Annotated in this window: 19 protein-coding genes; 9 read left to right on the top strand and 10 right to left on the bottom strand. The window is 64.2% G+C overall.

Annotation, left to right across the window (positions count from 1 at the left end):
• Positions 1–10: 10 nt before the first annotated feature.
• Positions 11–934, bottom strand: coding sequence for a LysR family transcriptional regulator (locus AC5RU9_RS16830; RefSeq protein WP_211710088.1), 924 nt, complete (start codon positions 932–934; stop codon positions 11–13).
• Between the two features lie 179 nt (positions 935–1,113).
• Here AC5RU9_RS16830 and AC5RU9_RS16825 point away from each other — a divergent pair, with 179 nt between their 5' ends.
• Positions 1,114–1,455, top strand: a complete 342-nt coding sequence (locus tag AC5RU9_RS16825) for a CBU_0592 family membrane protein (RefSeq protein WP_494017322.1) — start codon at positions 1,114–1,116, stop codon at positions 1,453–1,455.
• A 95-nt stretch (positions 1,456–1,550) separates the two neighbouring features.
• Complete coding sequence (locus AC5RU9_RS16820; protein ID WP_494017321.1) at positions 1,551–2,585, top strand: LLM class flavin-dependent oxidoreductase; 1,035 nt, start codon at positions 1,551–1,553, stop codon at positions 2,583–2,585.
• On the opposite strand, the gene AC5RU9_RS16815 is transcribed toward AC5RU9_RS16820, so the two are convergent.
• Positions 2,582–2,782, bottom strand: a complete 201-nt coding sequence (locus AC5RU9_RS16815; RefSeq protein WP_211710091.1) for a hypothetical protein — start codon at positions 2,780–2,782, stop codon at positions 2,582–2,584. The genes AC5RU9_RS16820 and AC5RU9_RS16815 overlap by 4 nt on opposite strands.
• A 137-nt stretch (positions 2,783–2,919) precedes the next feature.
• Between AC5RU9_RS16815 and AC5RU9_RS16810 the strand changes: the two genes are divergently transcribed.
• From AC5RU9_RS16810 to AC5RU9_RS16800, 3 genes are read left to right on the top strand one after another with little or no spacing between them, the layout of a single operon-like run.
• Positions 2,920–5,406: a CHAT domain-containing protein gene (locus AC5RU9_RS16810; protein WP_494017320.1), complete on the top strand. Its 2,487-nt coding sequence runs from the start codon at positions 2,920–2,922 to the stop codon at positions 5,404–5,406.
• Entirely contained in the window at positions 5,390–5,743 is a 354-nt protein-coding gene (locus AC5RU9_RS16805; RefSeq protein ID WP_494017319.1) for a CU044_2847 family protein, read from the top strand. Before AC5RU9_RS16810 ends, AC5RU9_RS16805 begins: the two co-directional genes overlap by 17 nt.
• Positions 5,744–5,802: 59 nt before the next feature.
• On the top strand, positions 5,803–6,309 hold the full coding sequence (locus tag AC5RU9_RS16800; RefSeq protein ID WP_494017318.1) for a universal stress protein: 507 nt from the start codon (positions 5,803–5,805) through the stop codon (positions 6,307–6,309).
• Between the two features lie 307 nt (positions 6,310–6,616).
• Here AC5RU9_RS16800 and AC5RU9_RS16795 read toward each other — a convergent pair whose 3' ends face one another.
• Genes AC5RU9_RS16795 through AC5RU9_RS16780 form a run of 4 tightly spaced genes read right to left on the bottom strand, consistent with a single transcriptional unit; the run spans position 6,617 to position 11,633 of the window.
• Positions 6,617–8,008: a GntP family permease gene (locus tag AC5RU9_RS16795; RefSeq protein WP_211710095.1), complete on the bottom strand. Its 1,392-nt coding sequence runs from the start codon at positions 8,006–8,008 to the stop codon at positions 6,617–6,619.
• A gap of 23 nt (positions 8,009–8,031) precedes the next feature.
• On the bottom strand, positions 8,032–8,667 hold the full coding sequence (locus AC5RU9_RS16790; RefSeq protein WP_211710096.1) for a bifunctional 4-hydroxy-2-oxoglutarate aldolase/2-dehydro-3-deoxy-phosphogluconate aldolase: 636 nt from the start codon (positions 8,665–8,667) through the stop codon (positions 8,032–8,034).
• The gene (locus AC5RU9_RS16785; protein ID WP_494017317.1) at positions 8,664–10,313 is read right to left on the bottom strand and encodes an N-acyl-D-amino-acid deacylase family protein; all 1,650 of its coding nucleotides are present in this window, start codon (positions 10,311–10,313) and stop codon (positions 8,664–8,666) included. Before AC5RU9_RS16785 ends, AC5RU9_RS16790 begins: the two co-directional genes overlap by 4 nt.
• A 6-nt stretch (positions 10,314–10,319) precedes the next feature.
• Positions 10,320–11,633: an alanine racemase gene (locus AC5RU9_RS16780; RefSeq protein WP_494017316.1), complete on the bottom strand. Its 1,314-nt coding sequence runs from the start codon at positions 11,631–11,633 to the stop codon at positions 10,320–10,322.
• Positions 11,634–11,823: 190 nt separating this feature from the next.
• Between AC5RU9_RS16780 and AC5RU9_RS16775 the strand changes: the two genes are divergently transcribed.
• The 3 genes from AC5RU9_RS16775 to AC5RU9_RS16765 are packed head-to-tail and all read left to right on the top strand — an operon-like array spanning position 11,824 to position 14,008.
• The gene (locus tag AC5RU9_RS16775; protein ID WP_211710099.1) at positions 11,824–12,849 is read left to right on the top strand and encodes a sugar kinase; all 1,026 of its coding nucleotides are present in this window, start codon (positions 11,824–11,826) and stop codon (positions 12,847–12,849) included.
• Positions 12,846–13,607, top strand: a complete 762-nt coding sequence (locus AC5RU9_RS16770; RefSeq protein WP_249183920.1) for an IclR family transcriptional regulator — start codon at positions 12,846–12,848, stop codon at positions 13,605–13,607. Before AC5RU9_RS16775 ends, AC5RU9_RS16770 begins: the two co-directional genes overlap by 4 nt.
• Complete coding sequence (locus AC5RU9_RS16765) at positions 13,604–14,008, top strand: RidA family protein (RefSeq protein ID WP_211710100.1); 405 nt, start codon at positions 13,604–13,606, stop codon at positions 14,006–14,008. The genes AC5RU9_RS16770 and AC5RU9_RS16765 overlap by 4 nt, the downstream gene beginning before the upstream one ends.
• A gap of 99 nt (positions 14,009–14,107) precedes the next feature.
• Here the strand turns inward: AC5RU9_RS16765 and AC5RU9_RS16760 are convergent, their stop codons facing one another.
• The 3 genes from AC5RU9_RS16760 to AC5RU9_RS16750 form a co-directional block, all read right to left on the bottom strand.
• Entirely contained in the window at positions 14,108–14,872 is a 765-nt protein-coding gene (locus tag AC5RU9_RS16760; protein ID WP_494017539.1) for a polyprenol monophosphomannose synthase, read from the bottom strand.
• A 93-nt stretch (positions 14,873–14,965) separates the two neighbouring features.
• Positions 14,966–16,279 (bottom strand): LssY C-terminal domain-containing protein, encoded by a 1,314-nt coding sequence (locus tag AC5RU9_RS16755; RefSeq protein ID WP_211710101.1) that lies wholly within the window; start codon positions 16,277–16,279, stop codon positions 14,966–14,968.
• Between the two features lie 66 nt (positions 16,280–16,345).
• Entirely contained in the window at positions 16,346–17,323 is a 978-nt protein-coding gene (locus tag AC5RU9_RS16750) for an NAD-dependent epimerase/dehydratase family protein (RefSeq protein WP_494017315.1), read from the bottom strand.
• 125 nt (positions 17,324–17,448) lie between these two features.
• Here AC5RU9_RS16750 and mtr point away from each other — a divergent pair, with 125 nt between their 5' ends.
• Entirely contained in the window at positions 17,449–18,873 is a 1,425-nt protein-coding gene (gene mtr, locus AC5RU9_RS16745; protein WP_494017314.1) for a mycothione reductase, read from the top strand.
• Between the two features lie 137 nt (positions 18,874–19,010).
• On the opposite strand, the gene AC5RU9_RS16740 is transcribed toward mtr, so the two are convergent.
• The gene (locus tag AC5RU9_RS16740) at positions 19,011–19,952 is read right to left on the bottom strand and encodes a LysR family transcriptional regulator (protein WP_494017313.1); all 942 of its coding nucleotides are present in this window, start codon (positions 19,950–19,952) and stop codon (positions 19,011–19,013) included.
• Between the last annotated feature and the right edge of the window lie 70 nt (positions 19,953–20,022).

Raw genomic sequence — 20,022 nt, 5'->3', positions numbered from 1 at the left:
GGACCCGTTTTCAGGAGCCTGCCCGCGTGTCGAAGGCCGCTGCCGATTCCCGGAGAAGACGTGCGACGGTATCCAGCGGCAGGCTCGTTGGCCTCCGCCGGTCGAAACGGCGGAGGGCAATGTGGCGGGTGCCCAAGCCCGGCACGTCCAGGATGTCCACGTTGTCCTGGACCACCCCGGTCAGTGCAAGGGTGGGAACAATCGCGACGCCTTCTCCGGCGGCGACCAGTGCGAATGCTGTGAGCGTGTCCTGGTACTGATGGACCGTCTCAATACGCGCACCGGTGGTGTGGCGAAGGCGACCCAGCACTGCGTCATTGGCTGCAGACGGCTCCACTCCGAGCCAGGGCAGGTGCAGCCGACTCAGGTCGATGCTGTCCGTGGCGAGCAAAGATCCAGCCGGCACCACCAACTTCCATGGCTCATCGAGCAAGGGCTCCTCGACCATTCCGGCGGCGAGCGGATGCTGCACCGCCGTCGCCGAATCCTGTTCGATCACTACGGCGTCGAGCTGTCGTTGCCTGAAAAGCCGCATGAGTGCTGGAAAGCTGTCCTCGACGATCCGGATCTGCAACTCGGGGTACAGGCTGCGCCACTCTGGCAGGCGTGGAATCACCACGGTGCGCATGAAACTGGTGAAGCCGCCGATGCGCACCATGCCTGCTACCTGGGCCTCGCCCTGCATCCGTGCACGCGCAACGTTGAGTGCCCGCTCGATCTCTTCGCCTGCTTCCGCCACCGCCAGTCCGGCCGGCGTCAGGACAGATCCCTTGGGTGTTCGCATGACCAAAGCCTGGCCCGCTTCGCTCTCAAGTTTGCTGAGTTGCTGGGACACTGCCGACGGCGTGATCCTCAGTTCATCGGCAGCGGCAAGAACGCCTCCAGTGCGTGCTACGGCAAGGAGGACAAGCAGCCGGCGCGGGTCCATTTCCATGTTAAGAAATCCTAAATACGGGATTCAGCGGAATGCAATTGATCTAAAGAAGAATCTCCAGCAATATCTATCTCAGAGCTGCTGTTCAGTCCAACGAAGGATGAGCCAGGGCAGCCCCAAATCCTAAAAATCACGCCACCGGCAACCCCAGCCGGGCGCTTCGTCCTGAAAGGAATCCGATGGAACTGCTGTGGGAAATGACCGGTTGGGCTGGCGCTGCCGCGATGCTCGGTTCGTACCTGTCGGTGTCCATGGGTTGGTTGAAGCCGGGCATCAGTTTCCAGACCGCGAACCTCTTCGGATCATGCGCCTTCATCATCAATGGCACGCTGCACGGAGCCTGGCCGTCGGTAGCCACCAACGTTGCGTGGTTCCTCATCTCAGCGGTGGCACTGCACCGCCTGCGGGCAGCGCAACAGCCTGCACGCGTGGAGGTTCCGGAGCAGCGATCACCGCTGACATCCGACACTGGCACCCACCTGGTCATTCCGGTCCCCCAAGCAGTGGTGAACTGCCCCTAACCTGCGGCATCACACAAGGTAACCTCGCGCCGTCGTCGTACTGTCCACCGCATAAGGTGGGCAATAGCCGCTGACCGACAGCTAAGGAGAGCCCCATGCCCGCCCCCGAACGCCCGTTGAAAAAGCTGGGATTCCTGACCATTGGACTCTTCGATCCCGCGGACCCGGCTGCGGGTCACCAGTCCACGCTGGACATCATCGAGCTGGGCGAGCAGTTGGGCTTCGACAGTGCCTGGCTGCGGCACCGGCACCTGCAGTTCGGCATCTCCTCGCCCGTCGCAGTGATGGCCGCGGCCAGCCAGCGCACCTCCAGGATCGAGCTTGGCACCGCCGTCACTCCGCTGGGATGGGAAAACCCGTTGCGCCTCGCTGAGGACCTGGCCACCGTGGACATCCTGGCGGGCGGACGCATCAATCCCGGGCTGAGCGTGGGCGAACCCATGAACTACGACACCGTGAAGCACGAGCTCTATCCTGACTCCGCGGACGTCGAAGACTTCAGCTACGCCCGCGTGGAACGGCTGGCCCGGCTGATCGCAGGGGAGAAGGTCCGCGAGTTCTCCGGCAAGCAGGGCGTAGTGGAGGAGTTCTCGAACCGGGTGGAGCCGCACTCCCCCGGGCTGCGGGACCGTCTTTGGTATGGGGCAGCCAGCCTGAAGTCGGCCCTGTGGGCTGGTGAGAACGGCTTCAACCTGCTCTCCAGCAGCGTGGTCTTTCCCTCCCCCGATGAAGAGCCGGACTTCGCCCGCGTCCAGCAAAACCAGATCCGTACGTACCGTGAAGCCGCCGCGGCGCAAGGGCACAAGCCTGCGAGGGTCTCGCAGGGACTGGTGGTGATCCCCACCGATTCGGCATCGGCCGCGCAGCGGGAGAAATACCAGCGTTACGTCGATGAGCGCACGCCCCGCACCAGTGTGCCGCAAGGACCCAAGGGCATGCTCTTCGCCAAGGACCTTATTGGCACCAGTGAGCAGATCGCCGAGCAACTATATGCGCACGCCGGGTTCCAGGAGGTGGACGAAGTCGCGTTTGCGTTGCCTTTCAGCTTCGACCACGAGGACTACGTCCAGATCCTCACGGACATTGCAGGCACCCTCGGCCCAGCCCTGGGATGGCGCCAAGGAAGCTAGTCCACGAACTCCGACTGCGTCTGGATGAACTCCCAATCCGCGTCGGTGAGCACTCCGCTCACCCTATCCGGATGCGGGCCGCCGGCCTCGGCAATGTGCTGCAGCACCTGCAGGGGAAGTTCGTCGGCACGCAGGTTCTCGCGCAGCCACTCCTTGCTGTCCAGGTGCAGATCGAGCCACCACATGTAAATTTCCATCGCAGACCGCCTTCCTTGGGATTAACCGTAGGCCCGGGCAAACAGTGTCTACAAGAGCCCCTTGTGGCGGGCCCGGCGTAGGGCCACTCTGTACGTAAGGGCCTCCCAAGGGGTGTCCCGTCGTAAGAGGACCCGCGATGGACTGTGACATCGAGCTGGAAATCGACGCCGGCTCTGCACGCGGCGAATACACGGTGCACGTGGTCCGTGCACCGGCGGGAGGGCACGCTTCGGGGGAGTTCAGGCTGGATGTGGACCGTGTACTGGACCGGCTTCCCCAGCTTGAGGCCACCGTCCTGGCCTCAGCCGTCGCTGCCCGACGGACCGCCCCGGTAGCCGAGATGGCCGTCCGTGAAGTAGGGCAGGATTTGTTCCAGGCCCTGTTCACCCGTGAGGTGTACGGAACGTACCGTGCCAGCCTGGGAGCGGCCCAGCATGCGGGGCAGCAACTCCGGGTGGTGCTGCGGCTGGCTGCGCCCGAGTTGGCCGCGATGCCCTGGGAGACGCTGTTCGACCCTGAAACGGAAACCTACTTGTGCCAAACCGAACCGCTGCTCCGGCACATCCCGGCCCCTGACTACAACCAGAATCCCCTGGACGTGGCTCCCCCGCTGCGCATCCTGGGAATTGTCGCCTCACCACGCGACCTCCCGGCCCTGGATGTCGCCACGGAAAAGGACCACCTCAGCAGGGCGTTGGCCGGTCCGGCGTCGGAGGGCCGCGTGGAACTGGTCTGGGCAAAGAGCGGTACCTGGGACGATGTGCAGTCCTTGCTGCTGGCCGGCCCATGGCACGTGGTGCATTTCGTGGGCCACGGCGACTACGACTCCCGGACTGACGAGGGCCGGATCGCGCTGGTGGGGCCCGACGGCAGGGCGGCGATGGTCCGGGCAGTCAGGCTCATGGCACTACTCAGTGTCGCATCCCCACGGCCACGGCTGGTGGTGCTCAACTCCTGTTCGTCGGGTGAAATGGGACAGTCCGACCTGTTCTCCGGGACCGCATCCGCGCTGGTCAGGAGCGGGATCGGCGCTGTGGCCGCCATGCAATTCGCTATTAGCGACTACGCGGCCATCGCCTTCGCCCACGGCTTCTACGCCGCCATAGCCAACGGCCGGACAGTGGACGAAGCCGCCCGCGTAGGCAGGATTTCGGTGATGGCCAGCCCCGACGGCACCTTGGAATGGGTCACCCCCGCCCTCTACGTCCGCGGCGGTTCCACCCAGCTGTTCACGCTGACAGGATCACCACGCGCAGCTTCCAACACGGAGGGCACGACGACGGCACGCGGCCCAGGCGGTCAGGCGGCAGCTTCCACTGCTCAGCCGGATGCGTTGGCCGGCCAAGCGCAACCCAGCCAAGCGCAAGCCAGCCAAACACAAGCCAGCCAGGCACACGCCGACGCTGAGCGGGCGATGAAGCGCGCCCAACTGCGCGCCCTTTACGTGCAGGCATCGGCGGAACTTCGCGCACGGCGTTTTGAGCAGGCCGTCGAGTTGTTCGAGGATCTCCTGACCCTGGAACCCGGATACCGGGACGCTGCCGCGCTTCGCGACCATGCCCGGCAACGGTTGGAGATGGCCAAGGTCTACCGATCGGCCTTGGAGGCTGAGGAATCCGGGGATTGGTTGGCCGCAGCCGACGGTTACGCCGTGGTCCAAGGCGACCCGGAATTCCCCGAAGCAGCCGCCCGGAAGCAGGACTGCGAGCGTCGGCAACGTATTTCTGACCTGCAGGGTGAGTTGCGCTACCACTCCTCCATGGGTGCCTGGGAGACGGTGCTGGACGTGTCCGCCGAGTTGGCCACGGCGGACCCGGCTTCGGCGGACCCTGACGGACTCGCAACCGCTGCAAGGGTTGAGATCGAGAAGAAGAAGCAAAAGGACACACCCAAGCCTGCCGCGCCAGAGGCCGCAGCGCGCGGTTCGTACACAGCTGCATCCCAAGCCCCAGCGCAACCCCACGCCCCTCCACCCAACCGGGTCCCGGCGTCGAACGCTGCTGTTTCCAGACCCCGCACCAAGGCCGTATCGCCGCCCCTCAACTGGATGCCACTCGCATGGGGCGGTGCCGCACTGGCAGTCGCGGGCGGACTCGGGGCGGGCTTCGCGGTCTACTTCCTCTGGTTCGACGACAACTACTGGTACGAAAGCGGCGGCGACGCATCGCTCAGGGTGGTCTACGGTTTGATCGCACCTTTTGGATATCTCATGCTCGCGGTCGCCGGCCTTCCTGATCGCACCGTCGTGGGCCGGGTGGTCATGGCTGGCTTGGTGGTTTCCCACGCAGTGTTCGGATTGGCTGGCCTCAACTACGCGGTGGAAGCGACGGCCGTCTACTCCAGTCTCCTCGTTGCCGGCCTGGGAATTTGGGCGGGGATCCTTGCCCTGCGTTTCCCGCCGCTGCGGACCCTGGGCTGGCTGTTGCTGCTGGCCACGGCAACCATCCCGTGTGTTTGGATCCAGGACAAGGGGACCTTCCTGGAGGAGTGGTACCGGACGCACGCCTATTTTGCCTTGGTGCAGCTCCTGGTTTTGTGCGGGGCCGGCATCGGCTTCGTGGTCGCCGCGCGCCGCCTGCGTGGGTTCTCCGGAAAGGGTCAGGAACATGAGCCGGTTGGTTGAGTTCACAACGGACGACGGCGGCACGGTGGTTGTGGAGGTCGCGAGCTCCGCGGGGAGCCTGGTCACCAGGGGCGGGGACCACACCGGTGATTCCTCGGGGGTGTTCGCGAGGGCCCAACAGACGTTCGAGCGGGCGTTGGCACATGTCAGGCCAGCGGTCCAAGGGGTGATCGATGAGTTGCTGAGCCTCGAGAACCGGCCGGACGAGGTGAGCGTCGAGTTCGGAATCGACCTCCATGCCGAGGCGGGAGCTTTCATCGCCTCGGCAAGCACGGCATCGAACTTTAAGGTGCGGCTTACGTGGAACAAACCGGCCAACCCCAGCGCCACCAGCTAGGCCGCAGTTGAGGGGTCGGCGCCCTGTTCAACACCACGCAGCGGCGCAACAATAAGGGTATGGCTGCAGAAGATTTCAGCGGACCGATCCCCTTGGTGGTGGGAGTGCTGCCGGACCAGCATGTGGAGGTCCTCCAGACGGCACGGACCTTGGCCGAACAGCTGGGCGTGCCGCTTGTTTGTGCGTACGTGGACGAGGCCAGCTACCTCGTCGAGTGGGATCCGGCCCGTGATGCGCACCGGATGTCGTTGCACCCCGAGAAGGACCAGGCCGACGTCGAGGCGGTTCGCGGGGACTTGGGCAAGGTCATCGGCGACGCGCTTGACGGTGGAACCGCTGACTGGACCCTGCGTCTTCTTGCCGGGGATCCTGCCCGCGCCCTTGGTCGGCTCGCCGAGGACATCAAAGCGTCGATGATCATTGTGGGCACCCCTGAGCCTGGTTTGGGGCACCGTATTTCCGAGGCCCTGAACGGCTCGGTTGCGGCTTGGCTCAGCCATCACCAGCGCCGCCCGGTGCTGATCGTGCCCCAGAAAAAGAGGCAGGAAGCGGCCCATCGAAACTAAAGCGAAAGTACTTATTCGAGGTGGTGGCAATGGGGTCCTGGGCAACGTAGAGTAATTACTGCAGGCCGGTGAAAGCCCCTGCTCAAAGACCGCTCCGGAGTGCGTATCCCCCAATAACGCACTCCGGAGCTCTTTGTTTAAGCCCGGGTTTCTTCCCGCGCCGCCACCACCTTCTTTGACTCGCAAACGGCCCCGACACACCCTTGCGCAGGTGTGTCGGGGCCGTTTCAGTTTCAACGTTGGTGGGGGCGGCACGGCTTGCAGGACGAAGCGTACGACGCCGGCCCTCACCTGGTGTGCGGGAACCTCACCTTACGAAGGTGTACAGCAGCGCCGCCATTCCGAAGCCAACAATGGACAGCACGGTCTCCAGCACGGTCCACGTCTTCAGGGTGTCCTTGACGGACATGTTGAAGTACTTGGAGATGATCCAGAACCCGCCATCGTTCACGTGGCTGGCGATGATGGAGCCGGAGGAGATGGCCACGACGATCAGTGCGAGCTGGGGCTGGGAGTAACCCGTGGCCAGGCTGGGGGCGAGGATGCCGCCAGTGGTCACGATCGCCACCGTTGCCGAGCCCTGCGCGATGCGCATCCCTGCGCTGATCACGAACGCGGACAGGATGATCGGCAGGCCGGCCTGGGCCAGCGAATCCGCCACGGCCTTGCCCACACCGGTAGCCGACAGCACCGCTCCGAAGAACGCACCGGCGCCAACAACCAGCAGGATCATGCCCACGGGACGCAACGACGAGCCCGTGATTTCGCTGAGCTCGGCGGAGGTCATGCCGCGGCGGATACCCAACAGCCACATGGCCAGGAGCACGGCCACGGTGAGTGCGATGGCCGGGTTGCCGAAGAACTGGAGGATGTCCCGGAAAACACCGGCGGGAGCAAAGATGTTACCGAACGTGCCGCCGAGGATGAGGATCATGGGCAGGCCGATGGCAAGCAGGACCAGGCCGATGGAGGGTTCGTTGCCCTTGGCGGTGTCCGCTTCGGCAACAATCCGGTCCTCGGGGACTGAGACCATGACGCGCTTGCCAATGTAGGTGCCCCACAAAATACCGGAGGCGAACCACGCTGGGATACCGCAGATCAGGCCCATGAGGATGATCCAGCCAAGGTCTACGTGGAACAGTCCGGCAGCGGCCACGGGGCCGGGGTGTGGCGGAAGGAAAGCGTGGGTGACGGACAGGCCTGCCAGCAGCGGCAGGGCATACAGTGCCAGTGACTTGCCGCCACGAATGGCAGCGACGTACACCAGGGGCGCCAGGACGAAGATGCCGATATCGAAGAACACCGGGATACCCAGCACGAAGCCGGTGATGCCCATAGCCAGCGGGGTGCCCTTTTCGCCGAAGATCTTCACGAGCCTTCCCAGCAGCACTTCCGCGCCGCCGGACCGTTCGAGGATCGCGCCAAGGACGGTACCGAGGCCAATGATCACTGTGATGTGGCCGAGGATGCCCGCGAAGCCCTTCTCAATAAGTGCGTCACTGCTCTTGGTGGCCGAACCGACCAGCGCTTCCACGGAGATCCCGCCCACCAAGGCCACGATCACACCCGTTCCCACCAGGGCGATGAACGGCTCGAGCTTGACCTTGATGATCAGGAACAGCAGAAGGGCGATGCCTGCACCCGCCAGGAGGAGCAGGCCGGCGGTGTCGTGCCGCAGCCATTCAAGGAATTCATTCATGGGCGTATCTTTCTGGGTGAGTCCTACTTGAGGGTGCCGGTGAAGGCGGCGGCACGTGCCGCGATGTCTGCCCAGTCGCCTGCGGCAACTGCCGCGGGCGGGACTACGCTGGTGCCGCAGCAGACTGCGGCAGCACCGGCGTCGAGGTAGCTCTTGGCGTTGGAGGCATCGATGCCCCCTGAAGGCAGCAGGCGGATCCCGGGGTAGGGGCCCTGCAAATCCTTCAAATACGCCGGACCGAGCTGCCGGGCGGGGAAAATCTTGACGGCGGCTGAACCCAGGTCCAGGGCCTGCGCCACCTCGGTGGGGGTCATGGCGCCCAGGCTGAAGGGGATACCCGCAGCCGCGGCGACGGCGGCGACCTCGGGCCGGAGGCCCGGCGTCACCAGGAACTGCGCGCCGGCGTCGATCGCTGCACGGGCTTGGTCGGCGGTCATCACCGTTCCAATTCCGACGGCGGCACCATGCTCCGCTGCGGTCTCCGCCGCACGCTTGACGTGCTTGAGTGCATCCGGGGTGGTGAACGTCAGCTCAACACTGCGGATGCCGCCGTCGGCCAGTGCCCTGCAGAGATCCGCGGCGTCCGTGATGGAGGGCGCGCGGACCACGGCGAGGGTGCGGTCGGCTTCGAGCTGCTGGACGAACTCTTCGGGGGTCATGGGGTGCTGCTTCCTTCTCGGGTGAGGCCGTCGCTGCTGCGACGCAGGGCGCGGCCGGCGCGCGCGCCGGTGGGGTTGCCGCCGTCGATCGCTGCCGTGCCATTGACGAAGACGTACTGGATGCCGCTGGCGGCTTGGCGGGGGTTCTCAAAAGTGGCGGTATCGCGGATGGTTTCCGGATCGAAAAGCACGACGTCGGCCGCGTAGCCTTCGCGGACCAGTCCCCTCTTGTGGAGCTTGAGTCGTGCGGCAGGCCGGCCACTGAGGTGGTGGACCATTTCCTCGAGGCTCAGCAGTCCCAGGTCGCGGGAGTAGTGGCCGAGGTAGCGGGGAAACGTGCCCCAGGCGCGGGGGTGTGGCTTGGCGCCGACCAGGAGTCCGTCGCTGCCACCGGTGTGGGTGCGGTGCTTCATGATCGCCTGCACGTTTTCTTCGTGGCCCACATGCTGCAGGATGCCGGTGCCGAGGCGGTCCTCGGTGAGGATGCTCGCGAAGACGTCGAAGGGCTCCTGGCCCGCTGCGGAAGCGATGTCCCTGATGGTCTTGCCCACGTGACCGGCGAGCGCCGGGTTCTGGACGCCGCTGATTTCCAGGGTGTCCCACTCGGCAACCACGCCGTGGCAGCCGTCGGATCCGTAGATCTCCACGGCCTCACGGATGCGCGCACGGGTTTCCGGATCTGCCAGCCGCGCCAAGGTGGCATCCGTTCCGCCGGACGAGGCCCAGCTGGGGAGGATCGCCGAGAGCGTGGTGGCCCCGGGGAGGTAGGGGTAGGTGTCCAGGGTGATGTCCACGCCTTGGTCGAGCGCGGAGTCGATCAGGTCCAGGAGTTCCCCGGCGCGGCCTTTGTTCTCTGCGAAGTTCATAGTGGCGTGGGACAGGTGGAGGGCACATCCGGTGTCGCGGCTCAGCCCGATCATCTCGGCGTACGCGTCCAGCGCACCCTTGCCGTAGGAGCGGTGGTGCGGCGCGTAGAAGCCACCCAGCTCCCCTACTGTCCGGCAGAGCCCGGCGAGTTCTTCGGTCTGCGCGTACATGCCCGGGGTGTAGGTCAGCCCGGAGCTCATGCCCACGGCTCCGTCCTCCATCGCTGTGCGGATGACGTCCTGCATCTTCTGCTGTTGCTCCGGGGTGGGGTCACCCTCGGCGAAGCCCATCACCATGGCCCGGACGGTTCCCTGGGGTACCAGGTAGGCGGCGTTGGTGGCGATGCGGCCGCCGTCTTCAAGCTGATCGAGGCGGTCCAGGTACTCTCCGACCGTCCGCCAGTTCCAGGCGAAGTCGGCCGGGTTGTCGTTCCAGCCGGCGATCTTCTCCCGGACACCGGCGAGCGTGGCGTCGTCCACCGGCGCATAGGAGAGCCCATCCTGGCCCAGCAGTTCCGTGGTGACGCCCTGGCTGAGCTTGGCGTAGTGGTCCCTGTTGACCAGCAGTTGCAGGTCCGAGTGCGCGTGCATGTCGATGAAACCGGGGCTGAGGACCAGTCCTGTGGCATCGATGACACGGTCCGCGCCGGTTTCCGCGGCGGTGAGGGTCCCGGCGTCGACGATCGCGGCAATCACCGCACCATCCAGGAGGACGTCTGCGGGGCGGCGGTCCGCTCCGGTTCCGTCCACCAGGGTGGCGTTGCTGATCAGGGTCTTCATGGCGTCCTAGAAGAAGGTATGGATGAGGTCGACGACGGTTTGCTCGCCTGTGCTGTTTGCGGATGCAGCGCCCGCGAGGACCGGAATGACGGTCCACTTGTCGAACGCGGTGCACGGGTGTGACAGGCCCAGGCGCACGACGTCGCCGGGGCGCACAGTGGTGGTGGCGGCGTCGTAGGTCATGAAGGAGTGCTGATCGTTAACTGACGTGATTTCAGCTCCGACCAGGGGCGTCATGGCATCACCCAGGGCTGGTCCGATGAGCTGCGGCTCGGGCAGCCCCTCATCGAAGGGGAGGTCACGCTTGCCGGCATCAAGGATGGCCAAGCCGGGTTCCGTCTGGGAAACAACACGGGCCCAACCGTGCATTCCGGCTGTGAACGGCTGATCCCCGTCCCGGGAGAAGGGGGAGATCCCGCGGTAAAACCCGTCGTCGTGGATGATGTAGGCGCCGCTGCGGATCATAAGGTCCACGCGCTTTTCTTCGGACGATGAGCCGTCGTTGATGCACGGCGACAGGACCGAGACCACGTCGTCAAAGTACGCGCTGCCGCCCGCGGTGAGGATCACGTCGCTGGAACCGTACAGTCCCTCGTCGAGCAACCGCTCGTGAAGCAGCCGCATCTGGGCGAGGTAGCCACGGACGGCGGCCAGGCCGGCGTCGTCCGCTGTGTGCGCGAGCGAGCCTTCGTAACCGCTGACCCCCACCAGGCGCAGGTTCGGCGAGGCCGAGATGGCGCGGGCCACGTCCATGGCGGCATCCACACCGCGTGCACCCGTCCTGCCGCCGTGGGCGCCGAGTTCCACCAGGACCTCCAGGACGGCATCGCTGCCGGCCAAGGTCCGGTTGATGATGTCGACGGTTCCCGGGGAGTCGATCCAGGACAGGATCGTGGAGTCCTGGGACGCCACCCACTCGATGGCCCGTGGATCCGTGAGGCTGTTGGCGAGCTGCAGGTTCCGGACACCGAAAGCCCGGGCCACGCGAAGCTGCGCGAAATTGGCCAGCGTGATGCCCCATGCGCCACGGTTCAACTGCTCGGCCCAGAGCTGCGGGGACATGGTGGTCTTTCCGTGCGGGGCGAGCAGCACGCCCTTTTCGGCGCACCAGTTCGCGAGGCGGTCAGCGTTGGCCGTCAGCGCGTCGGCATCGAGTGTCAGCAGCGGCGTCTGGAGGTCTGCCAGTGTGTGCTTGGCGGCGAGGAAGTCCGCGTGGGTGGTCCCGTTTTCGCTTGCCGGCACGGCTTTGTGGCGCCAGTCGAGGCGGCGTTCGGCAAGGTCCTTCACGGCGGATGCCGAGATGGCTTCGGAGGTGTTCACGCGTTTCGTTCCCTTCGCGGTGCTGCGATAGTGCGGCTGCGGGATAGTGGCCGCCGGTTCATGCGTTGCGTTACAGTTCATGCGTTGCGTATTTTGCAACGCTGGTTGCAAACCTGATGGTGATATGTCTAACATGGTGGCGGATCGAGAGTCAAGGCCGCTTGGCGGCACAAACAAGTGCGGGAGAACGATGCTTTCAGCTGTATGCGTTGGCGAAACCATGGCCATGCTTACCCCTGTCAACGCCGTTCCGCTGCACCTGGCAACCGAACTGCACTTCGGGATCGGCGGCGCTGAGTCCAACGTCGCCATGGGCCTCGCAGCCATGGGTCTGGACACCCATTGGGTCAGCCGCGTGGGCCGCGACGGCTTCGGCACGCGCATCCTGGACGAACTCCGCGACCACTACGTGGGGGTTTCCGGCGTGGAGGTGGACCCCGTGCGACCCACCGGCCTGTACGTCAAAGTGCCTGCCCAGGACTCGGCGCCCGACGGCGGCAGTTCAGTTTTGTACTACCGGCAAGGATCTGCGGCCTCGGCCATGGGACGCGACACGCTCTCCAACCCTGACGTGTCATCACTGCTGGAGAACGCCGCGCTCATCCATTTGAGCGGGATCACCGCAGCCCTCTCCCCCGAATGCCTCTCCCTGCTGGAAGCCATCCTGAGCGCACCCCGGAACGGCCGGACCATCAGCTTCGACGTCAACTGGCGTTCCGCCTTATGGGCGGGCCAAGACCGTTCCGTCCTGCAGCGGCTGGCGAACCTGGCCGACGTCGTGCTGGTTGGAAAAGACGAAGCCGAGCACGCCTTCGGCACCACCGACGAAGCCGAACTCCGCCGCATGATGCCGGACCCGGACGTGTTGGTCATCAAGAACGAGGCGATCAGCGCCATAGCGCTCACCCGTTCGAGCGCTGACCCGGGGGGCACCCGGGAAGAGGTACCCGCATTGTCGGTGGCCGTCGTCGAGCCTGTAGGTGCCGGCGACTCGTTCGCCGCCGGTTACCTCAGCGGCATGCTGTTCGGACTCGGCCAAAAGGAGAGCCTGCGCAGAGGCCATGTTGCCGCTGCCTGCACCCTGACCGTCCACGGCGACCGCGGCCCGCTGCCCGACGCCGCCGAGCTCGCAGCCATCCTCGATTCTTCGGATGACGCCTGGGCTGCTATCCATGTTGAAGACGGACAATTCAGCAAACGGAGCGTGACACCTTGAGCCAGAGCCTCATGCGGGCCATCGACCTGCTCGGCGAACTCGCCGCCAAACCCGCAACCCTGGACGAGCTCGCGTCCAAGGCCGCCGTGCACAAAACCACCGTGATGCGGCTCCTGCACGCCATGGAGGAGAAACGCTTCGTGGTCCGCGACGAGGACCAGCGGTTCATGCTCGGCTCCAAGCTGTTCGAACTGTCCTCGCTGGCGCTGGAGCAGCGGGACATCCGCAAGGTCGCGCACCCCCACCTGGCCGAGCTCAACGGAAAAACCGGGCACACTGTGCACCTCGCCGCCTTCGAAGGAAATGAGGTGGTGTACATCGACAAGTTCGAGTCGCACCACCCCGTCCGCATGTACTCACGCATCGGCCTCACTGCATCGTTGCACTCGGCCGCCGTGTCCAAAGTCCTCCTCGCCGACATGCCGCGCAGCCGGCAGGAAAAGATCGCGGCGGGGCTGGACTACATCAAAGTTACCGAGAACACTTTGACTTCGCCGGAGGCCTTGCTGGCCGAACTTGAGCGGGTCAAGGACCAAGGCTGGGCCCACGACAACGCCGAGCACGAAGCTTTCGTGCATTGCATCGCGACCCCCATCCGCGATGCCAGCGGCGCCGTCGTAGCCGCAGCCTCTTGTTCGGTACCGGTAGTCATGCTCAGCTATGAAGGCCTGCTTGAGCTGCTGCCCGACCTCAAAGCCAGCACCGAGGCCATCTCCAACGACCTCGGCTGGATCAGCCACGAAAGGAACTCAGCATGAGTGAAAAGACCGTAGTACTGACCGAAAACGCCCCCGCCCCGGCGCACGTATTCTCCCAGGGCATCAAGAAGGGCGGCATGTTCCAGGTCTCCGGCCAGGGACCCATGGACCCCGCCACCAACCAGTACATCGGCGAAGGCGACGTCCGCGTCCAGACCCGTCGCACCCTGGACAACGTCAAGGCCATCCTCGAAGCCGGCGGCTCCTCCGTTGAAGACGTCCTCATGTTCCGCGTCTACCTCACCACCCGCGACGACTTCGCCGCCATGAACGAGGTCTACGGCGAGTTCATTCGCGAGAACGTCCCCAGCGGCCAGCTGCCCAGCCGCACCACGGTGTTCGTGGACCTGCCGCACGAGGTCATGCTGGTCGAGATCGACGCCCTGGCCGTCACGGCCTAGCGTTTCCCCGTCGCTGCCCCGCTGTTCCGTCGTTGCCCAACGACGCCGTAGCGGGGCAGCAACGTCCGACGCCGGCACTCACCGTAGTGCCGGGCCGCCCTACCTTTGAAAGCGAAGTTTCCACGGCGTGAGCGCGGACTCCAACTGCTCGCGGAGATTCATCTTGGAAGCACCTTCCACGCGTTCTTCAAAGTGGATAGGTACCTCGGCGATCTTCAGTCCCTGACGGACGGCTCGGTGGTTCATCTCTACCTGGAATGAGTAGCCATCGCTGCGAACGGTTGCGACGTCAATCCGGTTCAAGGCATCAGCCGTCCAGGCTTTGAACCCCGCCGTTGCGTCCTTGATCTTCGGGCCCAGGATCGCACTCACATAGAAGTTGGCCCAAGCCGAGAGTGCCTTGCGATACCACGGCCATTCCGCGGCCGTAGACCCGCCGGCGACATAGCGCGAGCCGATGACCAGCGCGGCGCCGGAGGTGCGGATCCGGTCAAGCATCGTGGGGATGGCCGAGACGGGGTGGGAGAGGTCTGCGTCCATTTGGATGACAACGTCCGAGTTCTCTGCCAAGGCCTTGGTCATTCCTGCGACATAAGCCCGCCCCAGCCCATCTTTTTCTTTGCGGTGCAAGACGGACACGTTCCCCTTGGAATCCGATGCCAGTTGGTCAGCCACCGCCCCGGTGCCATCGGGAGAATTGTCATCCACTACCAGGATATTGAGATTCGTGATCCCAAGCCCATCGAGCTGGGCAACAAGAACCGGCAAGTTCTCCCGCTCATTGTAGGTAGGCACAACAACGGTGATTTTCGGATTTTCTGCAGTCAAAACGTGGGTCCCCAATTCAGTGTTCGGACCCGGCATGGCGCACATGACGGGCCCAGCCAGTCTATTGACCATTTCTTGTTGACCGAATCGGCCACCATGAGGCCTGGCGTTTCCCGGCGGCACTCACCGTCAGGAAGGCACGCGCCTGGACACCACCGACGGCGGGACCGCCGGAACCCGCTGCCGTTTGGCGTACACCCTGGCCCGCTGGCTCGACAACGCCAGGAGCACCAGGATGTCCGTCGCCAGACCGGACAGGCCGGCTTCGAGAGTGAGATTGGCGCTCCCCGTGGAGTAGTCGACGGCTTGGGCCACGATCGAAATGGAGCTCAAGCCCATCGCAATCACGCGGGCACCATTGCTGCCGAGGAAAATCCGCCAAGCAAGGAAGACTTCACCGAGTCCGAAGAGCAGCACGATGACCGCCACGGTGACCAGTGCCGCCGTCGTGGTTTGTGGGTCTGTTGAGCTGTCATCGAAGGTGACGCCCTCAATGTCGCCGCCCGAGGTCAAAAGGGTGAGCGCCAGGACGAAGGCGGCCAGGGACCTGGCGACAACCAACGCCGCACCCATCATGATGGGCGCGGGCCGCCTGTCGCGACTGTCAGTCTGACGGGGAAGTTGATCGGTGGGCACCCGGACGCTGCGGGCATCGACAATGGGAAGGTCGCCGTCGGTGGAGATCGAATCGCCGCCGCCGTTGCGCGAGTGGTAGCCGGTGGAAAAGTCCTCGATGACCTGCACCGCGACGGCTGGCTCTGCAGCCGAAACGCTAGAGACAATATGGTCCCGTTCCACGTCTGTGTTCTGCTCGATCTTGTGTGTGACCTGCAGCGTGAAGAGTGAGAAGCCGACGCTGCGGTCGTAGGTTCCGGCGGCAAGCCAGTCCACTTTGTGCCCGCCGGGGAGGAGCCAACCTTCGGGGCAGCGCCAGAAACGGACGTGGTGGCGTTTGCCCGGATTGTTGTCCACTTCCTGCTGGTAGGCGAAGTCCTGCTGGCGGTCGAACAGGTAGAGCGGGCTCACCGGCGCCTCTGTATAGCTCTGCCGGAAAATGGTGGAACTGATGATTCGGCGGCTGCTGGCGAAGGTGACGTCGTCGGCCATGGTCCAACCGGCGGCCCGCATGATGGCGTGGATCTGGGTTTCGGCGCCCAGCAACGCAACGTTCACGGGATCACCCAGCAGTCCATCACTGGTCCTGGCGCGTCCAATGAAGTACCCGGGAACGTAGATCGTGGTGAGGATGCGGTGTAGTCGGGGCAGGAGCAAGTACGCGAGGAACGCCCAGAAAACGACGTAGAACCAGACTTGGCCCCACCCCAGCTGAAAGCTTTCGCCCACCAGCAGGAAAGCAAGCCAAATGGTTGCCGCACCGCCTAGGATGAAGAACGCATGATCCAGCCGGCTGTCGGTCACGTTGAGGCGTGGCACCTTATCCATGAAGCTCCCCCTTTTGCTTCTTAAGCTTCGGGGTTGGGGCTGGGGTTGTACATGGGGTAGGCGGGATTAAGCCCTCAATGGGCTCTCGACGGGCAGCCTGTTGTTCCCGATCAGCCACTGCAGTGCCTCGCGGACAGCCTGTTCCGGTTCATACCGCGGCGCATACCCCAGCAGCGCCTTGGCCTTTTCGATGCTGACGCAGTGGTTGCGGGAGAGGTGGGCCCAGCTCGTGTCAGCGTTTTCCGGCGTGGTCGTCCCGCGGAAATCGTCCCAACTGACCGTGTCAAAGTGCGGCTCCTGCCCGAACCACGACGCCGCAAATTCCAGGTAGCCGCGAACTGTCAGGGCCGATGGAGCCACGATGTTGAAGTCCTCCCCGCCAGCCGCCTCCCGCCGCTGGATGGCCTTTTCGAAGGCTTGGGCGAGGTCGTCGGCGTGGACGTGGTGCATCAGTTCCGTGCCACTTCCCGGGATCTGGAGGGGCTGTCCGGCGGAAATCCGTTCCCAGACGGAAGGATCGAAATTCCCCAGTGGGCCTACCGGATGCCAGCCCGGCCCTACGATGTGTCCGGGGTGCAGCGACGTGGTGACCAGACCGCCGTCGGCCGTTTCCTTTTTCAGCATCCGGGCGATGTCGCGTTTTTGGATGCCGTAGTCATCCAGCGGCTCCGCAGTGGAGTGCGAGTCCTCAGAGATGGGCAGCTTCCGGCTCGCACCGTAGCGCCAGATGGACCCGCAGTGCAGGAGATGACCCACCTCGCCGCGGAGCCGGTTCACCAAGTTCGTGGCTGAGTCGAGCGTGAAGCACACCAGGTCAACAACGACGTCGGCACCCAAGTCAGCGACCCGGTCACCAAAAGTGCCCTCCCGGTCCTCCTGCGCGCGGTCCGCGGTGACCTGGCGGACCTGCTGCCACTCGGGGGTGTCGATGTAGGGCGTGCTGGTGCCGCGGGTGATGTTGATGACCTCATGGCCGCCGCGCACTAGCCTGGGAACGAGGAACGAGCCGATGTGGCCACTGCCACCGATGACGACGATTTTCATGGTTCTCCTGCGCTGGGTGGGGCGTGGGTGTTCACTGTACGTGACCGGATCTTGGCGCGCGATCCCCCGGCCCACTCGCCATTGGTTCACTAGGGTGGAGAGAAGCCCAGAGTGAGGATCACCAAATGGACACCGCTGCCAGCGACATCGCCGTGGACCGGCACTACGATTTGATCATCATCGGCACCGGGTCCGGGAACTCGATTCCCGGACCGGAGTTCGAAGACCGGTCGATCGCGATCATCGAAGAAGGAACGTTCGGTGGTACCTGCCTGAATGTCGGCTGCATTCCGTCAAAGATGTACGTTCACACTGCCGACACCGCACTGGAGATTGCTGACTCCAAGCAACTGGGCCTCGACGCCCAGCTCAACTCCGTGGACTGGCCGGGCATAGTCGAGCGTATCTTTGAAAAACGGATCGACCCCATTGCCGCTTCAGGCGAGGATTACCGCCGTGGCCCGCGGAGCCCAAACATCGACGTCTACGACCACCACGCCGTTTTCGTCGGAGAACGTACTTTGCGCATAGGTGAAGGCGCCCACCAAAAAACCATCTCCGGTGACCAGGTAGTCATCGCCGCCGGCTCCAGGCCCATGATTCCCGATGCCATCGCAGCTTCGGGCGTGCGGTATTACACCAACGAGGACATCATGCGGCTGCCGGAGTTGCCCAAATCCTTGGTGATCATTGGCGGGGGCTACATCGCCATGGAGTTCGGCCACGTGTTCGACGCCCTCGGCACCGACGTCACCATCATTCCCCGCTCAACGCTCCTGCGGCATCTGGATCACGACCTCCACGACCGGTTCAACGCCCTGGCCGCCAAACGCTTCGACATCCGGCCGGGCCGGAGCACCATAGGAGCCGAGCAGACAGACCAAGGCATAACAGTCAGGCTCGACGACGGCACCTCCGCCACCGGCGAGGTACTGCTGGTAGCCACGGGGCGCATCCCCAACGGGGACCTGCTGGACCCCGCCGCCGGCGGGATCGAGATGAATGGGCATGGACGCATCAAGGTCGACGAGTACGGGCGGTCAACCTCCGCGCCCGGTGTCTGGGCCCTTGGCGATGTCTCTTCCCCCTACATGCTCAAGCACGTCGCCAACGCCGAGATGCGCTCCGTGCGCCACAATCTGCTGAACCCGGACAACCTCCGAAAAATGCCGCACGACCATGTTCCCGCGGCCACGTTCACCAACCCGCAAATCGCAACCGTGGGCATGACCGAAGCCCAAGCCCGCGAAAACGGCTACAACCTGACCGTCAAAATCCAGGACTACGGAGACGTCGCATACGGCTGGGCTTTGGAGGACACCACCGGGATCTGCAAACTCATCGCCGACCGCGACACCGGCAAACTCCTCGGCGCCCACTACATGGGACCCCAAGCATCCACTCTCATCCAACAGATGATCACCGTCCTGGCCTTCGACCTCGACGTGCGCGACTTCGCCGCCAAACAGTACTGGATCCACCCCGCACTGCCCGAAGTCACCGAAAACGCGTTGCTCGGCCTCACCTTCAACGGGACGGGACCGCGGTGATGTGGGTGGCGGCGTGAACGATTCGGGTCGGCGGATTCAGCTTTACAGAACGTTCGTTGTCGGCTCTTAAAGTACGGGAGTTCTCGCATCCAAGGTGTCGGGTTGACCTATTTTGGACATTTCTCGCCCAACTGCAGTCAATCGAGTAGCGCCACGCCGAACTCAGCGACGACGGCCCGCAACTCTCTGAGGTAGCGCTGCGCCTGGTCGGTGAGGGGGATTGAGGCGTGGCCGATCCAGCCGATCTCGATGCGTTCGTCAACGTCCAGCGGAATCGCGACGATCTCCGGGTCGAGCTGCCCGCTGATGATACCCGTCGAGATCGTGTAGCCGTGGAGCCCGATCATGAGGTTGAAGATCGTGGCACGGTCAGAGACCCGGATCTCCTGCTTACTGGACAAGGTGGAGAGAATCTCCTCGGCGAAGTAAAAAGAGTTGTTCGCACCTTGATCGAAGGTTAGCCGCGGCATGTCGGCGAGATCGGCGAGAGTCGCACGCTCTTTTGAGGCCAGCGGGTTGTTCCGTGAAATGAAAATGTGCGGATCGGCGAGGAAAAGAGGAGTGAACGCGAGCCCGGATTCCCGGAGCAGCTTGTCGATGACCTTCCGGTTGAAATCATTCCGGTAGAGGATCCCTATCTCGCTGCGGAGCGTCCGGACATCCTCGATGATGTCCCAGGTACGGGATTCACGCAGCGAGAACTCGTATTCGGCCACCTCAGTGGCTTTGACCATCCGAACGAAGGCGTCCACCGCGAACGAGTAGTGCTGCGTCGACACACCGAGCAGGCGTCGCCGCGGTGGCCTGCCGAGGTAGCGCTGCTCGAGGAGGGCGAACTGCTCCACCACTTGCCTCGCGTAACCGAGGAACTCCACCCCGTCGGCGGTGAGGGTGACTCCGCGGGCAGAGCGAACCAGGAGCGCACGGCCCACCCGGGCCTCAAGGTCCTTCATCGCCGCAGACATTGTCGGCTGCGCTACGTAGAGAAGGTCGGCGGCCGCGGAGATCGAACCCTCAGCTGCAACCTCTATGAAGTAACGGAGTTGCTGCAGGGTCAATCCGCTCGAAATCTGGGCCATAGGAAGATTCTATAGGCATGCATAGCAAGCACTAGTTACCTGATACCCCACAGAAGGCTGCACCATGAAT

The sequence above is a fragment of the Arthrobacter sp. B0316-5-4 genome (genome assembly GCF_059090325.1).
The sequence above is the reverse complement of the archived record's forward strand: the minus strand, read 5'-3'. Positions and strand labels throughout refer to the sequence as shown.